The sequence below is a fragment of the Methylobacterium sp. 17Sr1-1 genome, assembly GCF_003173775.1.
GTDB lineage: Bacteria > Pseudomonadota > Alphaproteobacteria > Rhizobiales > Beijerinckiaceae > Methylobacterium.
Window position 1 is genome coordinate 5,366,755 of sequence record NZ_CP029552.1, and the last position, 15,254, is coordinate 5,382,008.

At 71.2% G+C, this 15,254-nt stretch carries 14 protein-coding genes; 5 read left to right on the top strand and 9 right to left on the bottom strand.

Annotated elements, in window-relative coordinates:
* Positions 1-28: 28 nt before the first annotated feature.
* Both DK412_RS24355 and DK412_RS24360 read left to right on the top strand, forming a co-directional pair.
* Complete coding sequence (locus DK412_RS24355) at positions 29-1,543, top strand: hypothetical protein (RefSeq protein WP_162596288.1); 1,515 nt, start codon at positions 29-31, stop codon at positions 1,541-1,543.
* Positions 1,544-1,660: 117 nt separating this feature from the next.
* The gene (locus DK412_RS24360; RefSeq protein WP_245447229.1) at positions 1,661-2,851 is read left to right on the top strand and encodes a TAXI family TRAP transporter solute-binding subunit; all 1,191 of its coding nucleotides are present in this window, start codon (positions 1,661-1,663) and stop codon (positions 2,849-2,851) included.
* A 290-nt stretch (positions 2,852-3,141) separates the two neighbouring features.
* Here DK412_RS24360 and DK412_RS24365 read toward each other — a convergent pair whose 3' ends face one another.
* From DK412_RS24365 to DK412_RS24395, 7 genes are all read right to left on the bottom strand, one after another.
* Positions 3,142-4,131, bottom strand: coding sequence for a branched-chain amino acid ABC transporter permease (locus DK412_RS24365; RefSeq protein WP_109974077.1), 990 nt, complete (start codon positions 4,129-4,131; stop codon positions 3,142-3,144).
* 25 nt (positions 4,132-4,156) lie between these two features.
* A complete protein-coding gene (locus DK412_RS24370; RefSeq protein WP_093569944.1) occupies positions 4,157-5,044 on the bottom strand; it encodes a branched-chain amino acid ABC transporter permease in 888 nt (295 codons plus the stop codon).
* Positions 5,045-5,124: 80 nt separating this feature from the next.
* Positions 5,125-6,330 carry an ABC transporter substrate-binding protein gene (locus tag DK412_RS24375; protein ID WP_109974078.1) on the bottom strand — a complete coding sequence of 402 codons (1,206 nt, stop codon included), beginning with the start codon at positions 6,328-6,330 and terminating at the stop codon, positions 5,125-5,127.
* A gap of 198 nt (positions 6,331-6,528) precedes the next feature.
* Entirely contained in the window at positions 6,529-7,761 is a 1,233-nt protein-coding gene (locus DK412_RS24380) for an ABC transporter substrate-binding protein (RefSeq protein WP_109974079.1), read from the bottom strand.
* The gene (locus DK412_RS24385; protein ID WP_245447231.1) at positions 7,761-8,507 is read right to left on the bottom strand and encodes an ABC transporter ATP-binding protein; all 747 of its coding nucleotides are present in this window, start codon (positions 8,505-8,507) and stop codon (positions 7,761-7,763) included. The genes DK412_RS24380 and DK412_RS24385 overlap by 1 nt, the downstream gene beginning before the upstream one ends.
* A complete protein-coding gene (locus DK412_RS24390) occupies positions 8,500-9,306 on the bottom strand; it encodes an ABC transporter ATP-binding protein (protein WP_109974080.1) in 807 nt (268 codons plus the stop codon). The genes DK412_RS24385 and DK412_RS24390 overlap by 8 nt, the downstream gene beginning before the upstream one ends.
* Before the next feature lie 123 nt (positions 9,307-9,429).
* A complete protein-coding gene (locus DK412_RS24395) occupies positions 9,430-10,512 on the bottom strand; it encodes an acyltransferase (protein WP_245447233.1) in 1,083 nt (360 codons plus the stop codon).
* Positions 10,513-10,782: 270 nt separating this feature from the next.
* Between DK412_RS24395 and DK412_RS24400 the strand changes: the two genes are divergently transcribed.
* Together DK412_RS24400 and DK412_RS24405 are read left to right on the top strand one after the other, a co-directional pair.
* A complete protein-coding gene (locus tag DK412_RS24400) occupies positions 10,783-11,496 on the top strand; it encodes a DUF4142 domain-containing protein (protein WP_109974081.1) in 714 nt (237 codons plus the stop codon).
* A gap of 189 nt (positions 11,497-11,685) precedes the next feature.
* Positions 11,686-11,886 carry a hypothetical protein gene (locus DK412_RS24405; RefSeq protein ID WP_162596289.1) on the top strand — a complete coding sequence of 67 codons (201 nt, stop codon included), beginning with the start codon at positions 11,686-11,688 and terminating at the stop codon, positions 11,884-11,886.
* A gap of 545 nt (positions 11,887-12,431) precedes the next feature.
* Here DK412_RS24405 and modC read toward each other — a convergent pair.
* Together modC and modB are read right to left on the bottom strand one after the other, a co-directional pair.
* Entirely contained in the window at positions 12,432-13,535 is a 1,104-nt protein-coding gene (gene modC / locus DK412_RS24410) for a molybdenum ABC transporter ATP-binding protein (protein WP_109974083.1), read from the bottom strand.
* Between the two features lie 13 nt (positions 13,536-13,548).
* Positions 13,549-14,238, bottom strand: a complete 690-nt coding sequence (gene modB / locus DK412_RS24415; RefSeq protein ID WP_109975467.1) for a molybdate ABC transporter permease subunit — start codon at positions 14,236-14,238, stop codon at positions 13,549-13,551.
* A gap of 156 nt (positions 14,239-14,394) precedes the next feature.
* Here modB and DK412_RS24420 point away from each other — a divergent pair, with 156 nt between their 5' ends.
* Positions 14,395-15,072, top strand: a complete 678-nt coding sequence (locus tag DK412_RS24420; protein WP_109974084.1) for a glutathione S-transferase N-terminal domain-containing protein — start codon at positions 14,395-14,397, stop codon at positions 15,070-15,072.
* Positions 15,073-15,254 lie beyond the last annotated feature (182 nt).

Here is a 15,254-nt window from a genome sequence, read left to right on the forward strand (position 1 = left end):
CCGCCCGCTCACGCCGGAGGGGCGCGTCATGAAATTCTGGCTCGGCCTGGCAGGATGCCTGGCGCTGGGGGTGCTCGGCGCGATGCTGACGATCGAGGGAGGCGCGCCGCCGGCGGAGCCGGTCCCGGCGGCGCGCCCACCCGCCGCCCAGGCCTGGACCGACGTCTCCGACGCCGACCGGGCCGGCGTGCCGCGCCAGATGCAGGCGCGCGTCATCCTGGCCCGGCAAGGGGGCGGCCAAGCGAACGGCCAAGGGAGCGGTCAAGCGGCAGAGCCGGTCCGCCCGACGGGCGACCAGGCCGGCGATCCGGCGAGTCCGCCGCGTGATCCCGCCCGCACGACATCCAAGACACCCGAGCCCGTACGGGCCGTTGCGGACACGCAGGCCCTCGACGAGGTCCGGCGGCGGGCCGAGGGGCGGGTGCGGCAGGCGGAGGCCGAGGCGGACACGGCCCGGCGGCGCCTGGAGCAGGAGGAGGCGCGCGCCAACGCCCTGTCCGACGCCGCGATGACCGCCCGCCGCGACCTGATCGCCGCGAGGGCCGAGGTCGAGGAATTGCGGACGCGGGCGGCACAGGCGCACGCGCCGGACGGCGCGACGGCGCAGGCCGCGACCGCCGCCGAGGAGACCCGCCGGGCCGCGGAGGAGATCGCGGAGGAGCGCCGGCAGGCGCTCGCGGAGGAGCGAGCGCGGTCCGAGCAGCTGGCGGTGGCCCTCGCCGAGGCGCGCCGGCGCGTCGCCGTGCTGGAGACCGCGGCCGAGGCCGCGCAGGTCGCCCACCAGGCGCAGGCCCAGGCCGCCTCGCGGGAGCGGGCGATGATGCGGGCGGGCCTGCGCCGCCTCGCCGTCGCGCTGCGCGCCGCCCAGGTCGCCCAGTCCGAGGCGGTCGCCCGCGAGGCGCAGACCGCCGGCGCCCGCGACCGGGCCGAGCAGGGTCGGCTCGCCGCCGAGCGGGTCGCCGCCGAGACCCGCGGGCGTCTCGACCGCCTGAAGGCCGGCCGCGACCGCGGGGACGAGGCCAGCCTCCCGGTCTCCAGGGCCGCGAAGGCGCACCAGCCCGCGCCGGTGCTCCAGGCCCGCCCCGGCCCGGCAGTGCCGGCAGCGCCGTCGACCGTGCTGGTGCCGGCAGGCGCCGCCGAGACGCTCGACGAGGCGCGCCTGCTGGCGCGGGTCGCGGTCCTGCTCGGGCGCGGCGACATCAGCGGGGCGCGGCTCTTCCTCACCCTCGGCGTGCGCAGCGGCAGCGCGAAGGCGACGGCGCTCCTCGCCGAGACCTACGACCCCGACAGGCTCGCCGCCCTGCAGGTCCGCGGCCTGCGCGGCGATCCCGAGAAGGCGAGCGCCCTGTACCGCCAGGCGCAAGGGAGCCAGGGCCCGATCGATGTGAGCCCGGCGAACCGGGACGTCGCGAGCCGGGATCCCGCGGAGACGCCGGCCGGTCCCACGCATCGCGGACAGCCGGGCTGGATCAACCCGGTCCGCCAGGCCGGCCTGCCGGCCCCCTTCGTGCCCTCGCTCGCCGCCCCCTGGGGCGGCGAGTGATCCGCACCCTGAGCAGGACCGCCTGGTGCAGTCCTGCTCAGGGTCTTGTTTTTGCATCAATTCAGCGCCGAACCGGCGACCACTTCGGCGAATGATGCTGGGACGGGGAGAGATTGCATGACCCGCCGCGCCGCGCTCTGGCTCGCCCTCCTGCTGCCCTGGACCGGCCCCGAGGCCGGCGCGCAACCCGCCGATCCCCCGCCCGTCGCGGCCCCGGCGCCGGCCCGGCCGGCCCGGACCATGCCCCCGAAGCCGCGGTCGCCGGCCTCCGCCCCGCGGGAGAGCGCCGAGGACGTGGCGCTCGGCAGCCACCTCAACGCCAACACGGTGGCGGTGATCTCGGGCACGCCGGGCGGCACCTATTTCCGCATGGCGAGCGACCTCGCCTTCGTGCTCGACGGCGTCAAGGACCTGCGGGTCCTGCCGGTGATGGGCAAGGGCGCCGGACAGAACGCCTACGACCTGCGCTACCTGCGGGGGATCGACATCGCCTTCGTGCGCACCGATTCCCTCGACCAGCTGCGCAAGGACAAGCGGGTCGGCAACGCCCAGTCGCACATCGCCTACATCGCCCGGCTGTTCAACGACGAGCTGCACGTGGTGGCCGCGCGGGAGATCACCGACATCCGCCAGCTCGCCGGCCGGAAGGTGAGCTTCGACGTGCGCGGGAGCGGCACCGACGCGTCCGGCCGGGCGATGTTCGCGGGCCTGAGCCTGGACGTCGACGCGGTCAACGTCGACCAGCCGACGGCGCTCGGCATGCTGGAGCGGGGCGAGATCGCCGCCGTGGTCTCGGTGGCGGCCAAGCCCGTGGCGGTGCTGGCCGAGTTCCAGGGCGGCGACCGCTTCCACCTGCTCGACGTGCCCTTCGCGGGCGGCGTCGCCGAGAGCTACATGCCGGCGGAGCTGACCCACGCCGATTATCCGCGCCTCGCGCCGGAGGGGAACGCCGTGCGCACGCTGGCGGTCGGCTCCATCCTGGCGGCCTATAACTGGCCGAAGGGCAGCGAGCGCTACAACCGCATCGCGCGTTTCGTCGACGCCTTCTTCAGCCAGTACGACAGCTTCCTCAAGGCGCCCCGGCACCCGAAATGGCGCGAGGTGAACCTCACCGCCGAAGTCGCCGACTGGCCCCGCTTCCCCGCGGCCAGGGACTGGCTGGAGAACCGCATCGCCCCGGCCCCGCGGGTCGCGGCGGCGCCCGGCGAGGTGGCGCAGTTCCTAGGCCAGCGCCGGGGCGCGGGCGAGGTCGACCGCGACCAGCTGTACCAGGAGTTCCTGAAGTGGCGGGACGGGCGGGGGCGGTGAGGGGAGCCCCCACCGGACCCTTCGAAAAGTCCCATCCGCCACCTCATCCTGAGGTGCCGGCCGATCAAAGATCGGTTGGCCTCGACGCAGGCCTCCAGATGTCTTGGCGCTCTCTGGAGGCTTCCTTCGAGGCTCGCTTCGCTCACACCTCAGGATGAGGTCGCGGATGGGAGAGAAGATCGGCCGGCGCGGCACCGCTCAAGTCCGGCGGAATTCCGATAGAGGCCTGAACGACGACGGCTCCGGCCCCTCGCGGGGCCGGCGCCGCCTTCATGCCAACCCGGATACAGCTAGAGCGGCCGCTTCAGCGTCCGCGCCACGAGCCCGAGAATTCCCTCGCGGAACACCAGCACGCAGATCACGAACACGAAGCCCTGGATGATCGTCACCCAGGCGCCGAACTGGGCCAGGTAGTTCTCCATCGCGATGATGACGAAGGAGCCGAGAATCGGGCCGAACACCGTGCCCATGCCGCCGACGAGCGTCATCAGCACCACCTCGCCCGACATCGACCAGTGCACGTCGGTCAGCGAGGCGAGCTGGAACACGATCGCCTTGGTCGAGCCGGCAAGGCCCGCCAGCGTGGTCGAGAGCACGAACACCGCGAGCTTGTACTGGTTGGCGCGGTAACCGAGCGAGATCGCGCGGGGCTCGTTGTCGCGGATCGCCTTCAGCACCTGGCCGAACGGCGAGTGGATGATGCGGTAGATCAGCAGCAGCCCGAGGAAGAAAATCACCGCGACGAGCGCGTAGAGCACCCGGTCGTCGGCGAGGCTGATGACCCCGAACAGGTGGCCGCGCGGCACGGCCTGGATGCCGTCCTCGCCGCCGGTGAACTTCGCCTGCAGCGAGAAGAAGAACACCATCTGGGCGAGCGCCAGGGTGATCATCGAGAAGTAGATGCCCTGGCGCCGGATGGCGAGCGCCCCGAAGACGAGGCCCAGCAGCGCCGCCATGAGGGTACCGCCGAGGATCGCGAGCTCCGGGGTGAGGCCCCAGACCTTGGCGGTGTAGGCGGTGACGTAGCTCGCCATGCCGAAATAGGCGGCGTGGCCGAAGGAGAGCAGGCCGCCGTATCCGAGGAGCAGGTTGAAGGCCAGCGCGAACAGCGCGAAGCACAAAACCTTCATCAGGAAGACGGGATACAGGATGAAGGGCAGCACCGCGAGCAGGATCGCGATGATGACGAAGACGAGGCGGTGGAACGCCTTGGCGTCCCGGCCCTCGGGCAGGGCGGTGGCGATCGGGGTGGCGTCGGTGGACGCCGCGGCGGAGGACATCGTTGCGTTCCTTCAGGCGAGGCGGTCAGGCGGTGCGGCCGAACAGGCCGGCGGGCTTCACCAGCAGCACCAGCACCATGATGACGAAGATCACGGTCGAGGAGGCTTCCGGGTAGAACACCTTGGTCAGGCCCTCGATCAGCCCGAGGGTGAAGCCGGTGACGATCGAGCCGAGGATCGACCCCATGCCGCCGATCACCACGACCGCGAACACCACGATGATGATGTCGGCGCCCATGTTCGGGTTCACCGAGTAGACCGGGGCGGCGAGCACGCCCGCGAAGGCGGCGAGCGCGACGCCGAAGCCGTAGGTCAGGGTCAGCAGCAGCGGCACGTTCACCCCGAAGGCCTGGACCAGGGTCGGGTTCTCGGTGGCGGCCCGCAGGTACGCGCCGAGCTTGGTCTTCTCGATCACGAGCCAGGTGGCGATGCAGACGACGAGCGAGGCGACGACGACCCAGCCGCGGTAGTTCGGCAGGAACATGAAGGGCAGGCGCTGGCCGCCCGACAATTCGGAGGGGATCGCGTAGGGCAGGCCCGACACGCCGTACTCGTTGCGGAACAGGCCCTGGATGATCAGCGCCAGGCCGAAGGTCAGGAGCAGGCCGTAGAGGTGATCGAGCTTGTAGAGCCGCGAGATCAGGAGCCGCTCCAGGATCACCCCGAAGATGCCGACCACGATCGGCGCCAGCAGCAGCGCCCACCAGTAGCCGAGGCCGGCGTAGTTCAGCAGCATCCAGGCGACGAAGGCGCCCATCATGTACTGCGCGCCGTGGGTGAAGTTGATGATGTTCAACAGCCCGAAGATGATCGCCAGCCCGAGCGACAGGATGGCGTAGAACGAGCCGTTGATGAGGCCGAGCAGGAGCTGGCCGAAGAGCGCCTGCATGGGGACGCCGAGGATCGTGGGCATGGGGTCTGGCGACTCACGTGGGGACCGGGCCGGGTTTGGGGAGGCCGGCGGCGCCCTCGCGCCTCCGGCCCAAACTTGAGCTAGCTCTTGTTCACCAGCGGGCAGTTGCCCTGGTTGAGCGGGCGGAACGCCTCGTTGCCGGGGATCGTCGCCAGCGTCTTGTAGAGGTCCCAGGGACCCTTCGACTCGGCCGGCTTCTTGACCTCGAACAGGTACATGTCGTGGATCTTGCGGCCGTCGGGCCGGATGGTGCCCTTGCCGAAGAGCGGATCCTCGGTCGGGATCTCCTTCATCTTCGCCACGACCTTGCCCCCGTCGGAGGCCGATTTCAGCGCCTCGACCGCCTTGAGGTAGTGGAGCACGCTGGCATAGACGCCGGCCTGCACCGCGGTCGGCTTCTTGCCGCCGGCCTGCTTGGCGAAGCGGTCGGAGAAGGTGCGGGTGCCGTCGTTGAGGTCCCAGTAGAACGGCTCGGTCAGGACCAGGCCCTGCGCGGTCTTCGTCGTCAGGGCGTGGATGTCCGAGGAGAAGATCAGCAGGCCGGCGATCGCCTGGCCGCCCTCGGTGATGCCGAACTCCGCCGCCTGCTTGATGGCGTTGATGGTGTCGCCGCCGGCATTCGCCAGCCCGATCACCTTGGCGCCCGAGCCTTGAGCCTGGAGCAGGAAGGACGAGAAGTCGGCGGTCGGGAACGGGGTCTTGACCGCGCCGATCACCTTGCCGCCGTTCTTGGTCACGACCTCGGTGGTGTCGCGCTGCAAGGCTTGGCCGAAGGCGTAGTCGGCGGTGAGGAAGAACCAGGTGGTGCCGCCGCGCTTGACCATGGCGCCGCCGGTGCCGTTGCCGAGCGCCACCGTGTCGTAGGTCCAGTGCACGGTGTTGGGCGAGCATTGCGGCCCGGTCAGGTCGGCGGTGCCGGCGCCCGAATTGACGAAGGCCTTGTTCTTCTCGCGGGTGACCTGGTTGATGGCGAGCGCCACCGACGAGGTCGGCACGTCGAAGATCGCATCGACGCCGTCGCGGTCGTACCATTGCCGGGCGATCGAGGCGCCGACATCCGGCTTGTTCTGGTGGTCGGCGGCGACGATCTCGACCTTCAGGCCCTTCTCGGCGGCCTTGAAGTCTTCCACCGCCATCCGGGCGGCGGCGACGGAGCCCTCGCCCGAGATGTCGGCGTAGACGCCCGAGCGGTCGTTCAGCACGCCGATCTTCACCGGCGTCTGCGCCAGCGCCTGGACACTGGCTGCGGCGCAGAGCGCGCTGGCGAGCAACAACCGTTTCAGCATCAAACATCCTCCCTGATGACACCGCCCGCACGCGGCGGCGAAGCGACTTTCGGCTGTCCGGGCGGGCTTGGCGTCGCTCAAGGAGCGCCGCACCCGCTTCTCGTGCGGGGCCTTGCCGGCCCCCTTTCCGACGAACCCGCGGGGCGCGGTTCCGTCCGTTCCCGCATCATGGTCGCGGCCGGGGCCGACGACCGCGCTTCAGGGCCTCGTCCCCTCCGCCTGCGCCGCCTTGACGACGAGCGGACAGCCGCCCTGGTCGAGGGGCCGGAACGCCTCGTTGCCGGGAATCGTCGCGAGCACCCGGTAGAGGTCCCACTCGCCCTTCGATTCGGCCGGCTTCTTGACCTCGAACAGGTACATGTCGTGGATCTTGCGGCCGTCGGGCCGGATGGTGCCCTTGCCGAAGAGCGGATCTTCGGTCGGGATCTCCTTCATCTTCGCCACGACCCGGCGACCGTCGTCGCGCGACCGCAGGGCCGACACGGCCTTGAGATAGTGCAGCACGCCGGCATAGACCCCGGCCTGGGCGGCGGTGGGCTTGCGGCCGCCGAACCGGCGGGCGAACCGGTCGGAGAAGGCGCGGGTAGCGTCGTTGAGGTCCCAGTAGAACGGCTCGGTCAGGACCAGGCCCTGGGCCACCTTCGGGGTGAGGGAGTGGATGTCGGAGGAGAAGATCAAGAGGCCGGCCAGCGCCTGGCCGCCCTCCGTCACCTTCAGCCGCGCCGCCTCGCGCACCGCCCCGATCGTGTCGCCGCCGGCATTCGCCAGCCCGATCACCTTGGCGCCGGACGCCTGCGCCTGGCGCAAGGCGGGCGCGAAGTCCGAGGCCGGGAACGGCGTCTTGACGCTGCCCAGCACCGTGCCGCCGTTGCGCAGGATCAACGCCGTGGTGTCGCGCTGCACCGCCTCGCCGAAGGCGTAGTCGGCGGTGACGAAGAACCAGGTGGTGCCGCCGCGCTTGACCATGGCGCCGCCGGTGCCGTTCGCGAGCGCCACGGTGTCGAAGGTCCAGTGCACGGTGTTGGGCGAGCAGTCCGGCCCGGTGAGGTCGGCGGTGCCGGCGCCGGAATCGACGAAGACCTTGTTCCTCTCGCGGGTGACCTGGTGGACGGCGAGCGCCACCGAGGAGGTCGGCACGTCGAAGATCGCGTCCACCCCCTCCCGGTCGTACCAGACGCGGGCGAGCGCCGCCCCCACGGCTGGCTTGTTCTGGTGGTCGCCGGCCACGATCTCCACCGCGAGATCGTGGCCGAGCGGGCGGAAATCCTCCACCGCCATGCGGGCGGCGACGACCGAGCCCTCGCCCGAGATGTCGGCGTAGACGCCCGAGCGGTCGTTCAGCACGCCGATCTTCACCGGCGTTCCGGCCATGGCTGCCACGCTCGAGGCGAGGCCCGCCAGGAGGGCCGCGAGGAGGACCCGCACCCGCATCACACGCCGAGATAGGTGTGCAGCTTGTCGATGTTGGCGTCGAGTTCGGCGTTCGGGATCATGTCGATCACCCGGCCCTGCTCGACCACGAAGTGCCGGTCGGCCACGGTCTGGGCGAAGCGGAAGTTCTGCTCCACCAGGACGATCGTGTAGCCCTCGGTCTTCAGCCGGGCGATGGTGCGGCCGATCTGCTGCACGATGACCGGGGCGAGGCCCTCGGTCGGCTCGTCGAGCAGGATCAGCTTGGCGCCGGTGCGCAGGATGCGGCCGATGGCGAGCATCTGCTGCTCGCCGCCCGAGAGCTTGGTGCCCTGGCTGCCCGAGCGCTCCTTGAGGTTCGGGAACAGGGTGTAGATCTGCTCCACCGTCATCCCGCCGGGCTTCACCCGCGGTGGCAGCATCAGGTTCTCGTAGACCGACAGGCTCGAGAAGATGCCGCGCTCCTCCGGCACGTAGCCGAGGCCGAGCTTGGCGATGTTGCGCGAGGCCATGCCGATGGTCTCGGTGCCGTCGTAGCGGATCGAGCCTTTCCGCTTGCCCAGGATGCCGATGATGGCGCGGAGCGTCGTGGTCTTGCCGGCGCCGTTGCGGCCGAGCAGCGTCACCACCTCGCCGGGCTTCACGTCGAAGCTGATGCCGTGCAGCACGTGGCTCTCGCCGTACCAGCCCTCGAGCCCCTGGATCGCCAGGAGGGGGGCGGCGCCCGCGCCCGCCGCGACCGGCTTCGTCATCACCGCCTCAGCCATGACCGGCTCCGATATAGGCCTCAACCACGCGGGGATCCTTCGACACGGTGGCGTAATCGCCCTCCGCCAGCACCTGGCCGCGCGCCAGCACGGTGATGCGGTCGGAGAGCGAGGCGACGACCGAGAGGTTGTGCTCGACCATCAGGATGGTGCGGTTCTTCGAGACCCGGCGGATCAGCGCCGCGGTCCGGTCGACGTCCTCATGACCCATGCCGGCCATCGGCTCGTCGAGGAGCAGCATCTCGGGTTCGAGGGCGAGCGTCGTGGCGATCTCCAGCGCCCGCTTGCGGCCGTAGGAGAGCTCCACCGCCGGAATGTCGGCGAAATCGGAGAGGCCGACCGCCTCGACCAGCTGCAGCGCCTCCTGGTTGAGCGCCCGCAGCACGGTCTCGGAGCGCCAGAAGTCGAAGGAGTCGCCGCGCTTGCGCCGCTGCAGCGCGATGCGGACGTTCTCCTTGACCGTCAGGTGCGGGAAGACCGCCGAGATCTGGAACGAGCGCACCAGGCCGAGCCGCGCCACGTCCGCCGGCTTCATGCCGGTGATGTCGCGGCCGTTGTAGCGGATCGAGCCCGCCGACGGCGTCAGGAACTTCGTCAGCAGGTTGAAGCAGGTGGTCTTGCCGGCGCCGTTCGGGCCGATCAGCGCATGGATGGTGCCGCGCGTCACTTCGAGCGTCACGCCGTTCACGGCGCGAAAGCCCTTGAACTCCTTGGTCAGCCCTTCGGTGGACAGGACGATGTCCTGGCCTTTGGCACCGGCGCGGGGCCGCTCCTCAACGTGGGTGGTCGGTTGGGCCATGTCGGCGCGTCACCCCTGCGTTTCCTCACTCGCGCTTATGCGCGTATCGCATAGCGAAACAGCATGCCGCCGATGGAGTGTCAACGGGTTCGAGCCGCCCCCGCAAGGGGTGAACCGGGCTTGTCAGACCTTATTCACGGCCGGTTCCGGCTTGGGCGCCGGTTCGAGCAGCGCCCGCGCCGCCCGGGTGAGGGGTCGCTCGACGATGCGGTGCAGCAAGAGCGCGGCGAGGCCGGCGAGGACCAGCATCAGGACCGTCAGCGGGCCCGGCCCGAGCGGGGCCGCGAGGCCGGCGGCTTCGGCGACCACGCGCACGCCCCGTACGACGAAGGGATGAGCGAGATAGAGGGCGTAGGACGCGTCTCCCAGGAGGACGAACGGGCGCAAGCCGGCGCCGGCCGTCCCCGCCGGCCCGAGAGCCGCGGCCGCGACCAGTAACGCGGCCGGCCCGCCCCAGGCGAGGCAGCGGGGCAGGGCGGGCGCCTCGCCGGCCAGCGCCAGGACGGCGAGGCCGGCGATCGCCAGCGCGAGGCGCACGGGACCCGGCAGGCGCCAGCCCTCCTGGCGCGCGAGGGCGAGCGCCGCCCCGCAGGCGAATTCGAGCACGATCGGGTCGCTCCAGAAGGCCGGTGCCACCGGCAGCGGCCCTGCCGCCTGCCCCAAGACGACGAGGCCGGCGAGGAGCGCGAGCACGGCGAGGACAGACCGCCGCGGCCCCAAGGGCAACGTGAGGGCGAAGAGTACGTAGAACGCCATCTCGTAGTTGAGCGTCCAGCCGAGGGAGTAGAGCGGCTGCACCGCCCCGTCGGCCCGGGCCATCGGCCAGAACAGGTACGAGGCGGCGAGGGCGGCCGGCCCCTCGGCGCCGGCGCCGAGGAGGCCCGGCCGGAGCAAGGCGAGGCCGAGGTAGAGCGTGGTGGCGAGCCAGTAGAGCGGCACCACCCGGGCGATTCGGTGGGCGAGAAAAGTCCTCCGCGCGTCGGCCCGCCCGTGCAGGGGGGACGCCGCGTGCACGATGATGAAGCCGGAGATGACGAAGAACACGTCGACCCCCGCCGGCCAGGGCAGCCAGGCCGCCGGCGCGTAAGGGATGCCCGCCCGGGCCGCGACGCCCGCGACCTCGAACTGCGCGTGGCCGGCCGCGACCATCAGGGCGGCGAGCGCCCGCAAGATCTGGATCAGCGGCAGCGAGGTGGGGCGTGTCACGGGAGGCCGCATCGCGTCCGCCCCGGACCGTCCGGGGCATGGAGGCGCTTCATACCGGAGGCGGCCGCCTCACGGCCAGGGGCGGGCGCCTCGAATGATGACGCAGCGGCGGGAACAATGTCCGCGAAAGCTCGTTGTCCAGCCCGAAAGCGTCCTGCCAAGAATGCATTCTATCGAGAATGATCTGGCCAAGGCGAGCTGCATAGACGGCTCGATGTTCGGCCGACGACCGAACGTGATGCTCAAGAACAGAATTCCAGGAGATCAGACATGAAGAAGCTCGTTGCCCTGACCGGCCTCGCCGTTGCTCTCGCGACCCCCGCCTTCGCGCAGGTCGGTGGCTTCAACGGGTTCCGCTCGATGGCGCTGATGTCGAACGCGTTCGAGGTCAAGTCGAGCCAGATCGCCCTCGACAAGTCGCGCAACCCGCGCATCCGCGAGTACGCCCGCGAGATGATCCGCGACCACCGCGCCGCCAACGTCGCCCTGCTCGGCGGCCGTGAGAACGTGGCTCGCGGCAACGGCGACGGCATCGGCGGCCTGGTCGAGGCGCCCTTCGCCATCGCGGGCGGGGCGGTCGGCGCGGCCACCGGTGCGGCGGCCGGCGTGGTCGGTGGCACCCTCCAGGGCGGCCCGGTCGGCGGCCTCCAGGGCCTCGGCACCGGCGCGGCTCGCGGCGCCCAGGTCGGCGCCAACGCGGTCGATTTCGACGGCGACGTGACCACCACGGCGGCCACCGGTGCGATCCCGCTCGGCCCGCAGCAGCAGGCGATGCTCGCCGAACTCGCCGAGACCCCGGCCGGCCCGGCCTTCGACCGCACCTACGCCCGCATGCAGGTGCAGGCCCACGGCATGACCGTCGCCAGCTACCAGGCCTACGCGCAGTCGGGCCCGAACCCGGCCCTGCGCTCCTACGTCCAGCAGGCCCTGCCGGTGATGCAGCATCACCTTGCGATGGCCCAGCGCCTGCCGGGCGCCCGCTGAGCGTCGCGACCTAATGGTGTGACGGAGCGGCGGGCCGGAAAGCCCGCCGTTTCCGTTTGGGCAGCGGCGCCGCCGGGGAAAGATCGATTGGCGTCGATTGATCGGGCGGCTCGTTGACCTTATGTTCAAAGGCGAGAGCCCGCGGATGGCGGTCCGCGAGCCCTCTTGTCAGTTAGACCTGCTCGCTACATGAGCCCAATCGTGATGGTCAGAGACCATCCGGTCGGGCTTTTCGCGATGGTGATGGTGAGCATCGGGAAGCCGATCACATCCTTCACCTCCTTCCCGGCCGTGCCTGCTCGACCCTTGCGGGTCTCGACGGCGGCCGGCGAGATCCGCCGCAAGCCCCGAGCGCCGCAGGGCCTTCGCAGCCGGGAAGGCATCGCCTGACGCAAGGAAACTAGCGCTGGTCGGGCCGCTGTCTTCGCCGGAACTTCGCCGTTCCATGTGGGCGAACCCGGATTGTTGCGTCGTGCCGTTCCGAAGGGCATAGCGTCATTCGTCTATACCGCCACGCACGAGATCCATTCGCGAAAATCAGCTGGCACTGATTGATCGGCGAGGCCGATGGCCCTACCTTCGACAGTGAGGGCCCGCGGGTGGTGTCCGCGAGCCCTCTGTCAGGCGATCCTAGTCGCTACATGAGCCCGATCGTGATGGTCAGAGACCATCCGGTCGGGCTTTTCGCGATGGTGATGGTGAGCATCGGGAAGCCGATCACATCCTTCACCTCCTTCCCAGCCGTGCCTGCTCAGCCCTTGCGGGTTTCGACGGTGGCCGGCGATGTCCACCGTAAACCCCACGCGCCACGGGGTTCTCGCAGCCGGGAAGGTGTCTCCTGACGTTAAGGAACCTAGCGCCGGTTGGACCGCTTGTCTCCATCCGATCCGGCCGTTTTCGAACCTCGGCGCGCTGCCGACGCTCGCAGCTCCAACTCAAATCTCCACTGCCCCGATCGTCTCCTCGTCGAACGCCACGCTCTTGACGATCGCCACCACCGGCAGGCCCGGCGCCAGGGCGAGCTCGTGGACGGCGAGCCGCGTCACCTCGGCGACCAGGCTCGCGGCGCCGCAGGCGATCTCGACCCGGGCATGGGGCCCGTCGCCCGGCGTCACGGCGGTGACGGTGCCGGACAGCACGTTGCGGGCGCTCAGGGAGCGCGGCGCCTCGCGCGCCACCAGCACGTCGCGGGCCCGCACCCGCACCCGCACGCCGGCCCCCACCGGCAGGCCGAGGCGCGGCACCGTCAGCCGGCCGGGCGGGCCGTCGAGGCGGGTGAGGCCGAAGACGTCGTCGTGGGCGGCAACCCGGAGGTGCAGGAGCGCGCCGGTCTCGCCGCCCGGGAAGAGGGCGCCCCGGCGCAGGACCTCGGCGGCGGGGCCGCAGGCCGCGACCCTGCCCTGATCGAGCACCACCACCGTGTCGGCGAGGCGCGCGACCTCGGCGACCGCATGGCTGACATAGACGATCGGCACCCGCGCCTCGTCGCGCAGGCGCGCCACGTAGGGCAGGATCTCGGCCTTGCGCGCCTCGTCGAGGGCCGAGAGCGGCTCGTCCATCAGGAGGAGCCGCGGGCGCGCCAGCAGCGCCCGGCCGATCGCCACCCGCTGGCGCTCCCCGCCCGACAGCCCGGCCGGCCGCCGGTCGAGCAGGGGGGCGATGCCCAGGAGATCGGCCACCGCCTCCAGGCTCGGGTCCTCCGCTGGACCTCTGCCGCCGGAGCGGTCGCGGGAGAACCAGCGCCCGAACAGCAGGTTCTGGCGCACGCTCAGATGCGGCAGGAGCCGCGCCTCCTGGAACACGTAGCCGATCCGGCGCCGGTGCACGGGCACCCGCACGCCGCGATCCGTGTCGAGGAGGGTGACGCCGTCGACCACCACCCGCCCGCGATCGGGCCGCACGAGCCCGGCGATCACGTCGACGAGGGTCGACTTGCCGGAGCCGGAGCGGCCGAACAGGGCCGTGACCCGCCCCTCGGCGGTGAAGGCCGCGTCGAGGGCGAAGGCGCCGCGGACGTGCCGGACCGCGACCTCGATCATGCCGAGACCTCGATCATGCGCCCAGCCGCCGCCGCGCCCGCCGGGCCAGCCCCTCCGAGGCGAGGAGGGCCGCCATCGACAGGGCGACCGAGACCAGGGTGAGGCGCAGCGCCCCGGCCTCGCCCCCCGGCACCTGGGTCAGGGTGTAGATCGCGGAGGGAAGGGTCTGGGTCTCGCCCGGGATGTTCGACACGAAGGTGATGGTGGCGCCGAACTCCCCCATCGCCTTGGCGAAGGCGAGCACCGCGCCGGCCAGGATCCCCGGCAGGGCGAGCGGCAGCGTGACGACGAGGAACACCGAAGCGGGCGAGGCCCCGAGGGTCCCGGCGGCCTGTTCGAGCTTGCGATCGACCGCCTCGAGGGAGAGCCGCATCGCCCGTACCATCAGCGGGAAGCCCATCACCGCGCAGGCGAGCGCCGCCCCGGTCCAGCGGAACGAGAACACGATGCCGACCTCGGCCAAGGCCGCCCCGAACCAGCCGCGGCGCCCGAAGGCGAGGAGCAGCAGGTAGCCGGTCACCACCGGCGGCAGGATCAGCGGCAGGTGGACCAGCCCGTCGAGGAAGGCCCGGCCACGGAACTCCCGGCGGGCGAGGAGGTAGGCGACGGCGAGGCCCGGGGCCAGGCTCGCCAGCGTCGCCACGCTCGCCACCAGCAGGCTGAGCCGAAGCGCGCTCCACTCGTCGGGGGTGAGGAACAGGATGGAGGCTTCCCGAGGATCCGATCCCGCACCATGGCGGATCGGCGCCCGGAGTCCAGGCCCTGCACGGCAACGCTGGGTTTCAGGCCGTTCGATTGATCCGCGCCCGGATCTGGGGCCCTGTGGCCCACGGCTCCACGCCGCTGCCCGGAGGCCCGGATGATCACGTTCTACTTCAACGGCTCGCCCAACCCGACCAAGGTCGCGCTCTTCCTGGAAGAGGCGGAGCTCGCTTACGAGCCGGTGGCGGTCGATACCCGCAAGGGCGAGCAGTTCGCGCCCGAGTTCCTGAAGCTCAACCCGAACGGCAAGGTGCCGGCGATCGTCGACGACGGCACGGTGGTGTTCGACTCGAACGCGATCCTGCTCTACCTCGCCGAGAAGACCGGCCGCTTCCTGGCCCCGCCCGCCGAGCGCGGCGCGCTCCTGTCCTGGCTGATGTTCGTGGCGACCGGGATCGGGCCGTTCTCGGGCCAGGCGGTGCATTTCCGCCATTTCGCCCCCGAGCCGGTGGCCTACGCGAACGACCGCTACCAGTACGAGGTGAAGCGCCATTACGGCGTGCTCGACGGTCACCTCGCCGGGCGCGAGTGGATGGTGGGCGACGCCTACGGCATCGTCGACATGGCGGTCTGGGGCTGGTCCCGGATGCTGCCCTTCGTGCTGGGGGAGGGCGCCTTCGCGGCGTTCCCGAACGTGAAGCGCCACCATGACGCGATCGCCGCGCGTCCCGCCGCCGCCAAGGCCATCGCCCTGAAGGACCGCTTCACCTTCAAGGCCGAGCTGGATGCCGAGGCGCGCGGGCACATGTTCAAGCACCTGACGCCGGCGGCCTGAGAGTCGGCGGTATCAAGAGAAAATTCCACACCGGTCTCCACCGCACAGGGTCATCCCGGGGCGAGCCTTGGCGAGAGCCCGGGATCCAGAAGCGCTGAGTGTGCAGGAAGGGGCGGGACGAGGCCGCTCTCTTCGGAGGCACCTGAGTTTCCGGATTCCGGGCTCCGCTGCGCGGCCCCGGA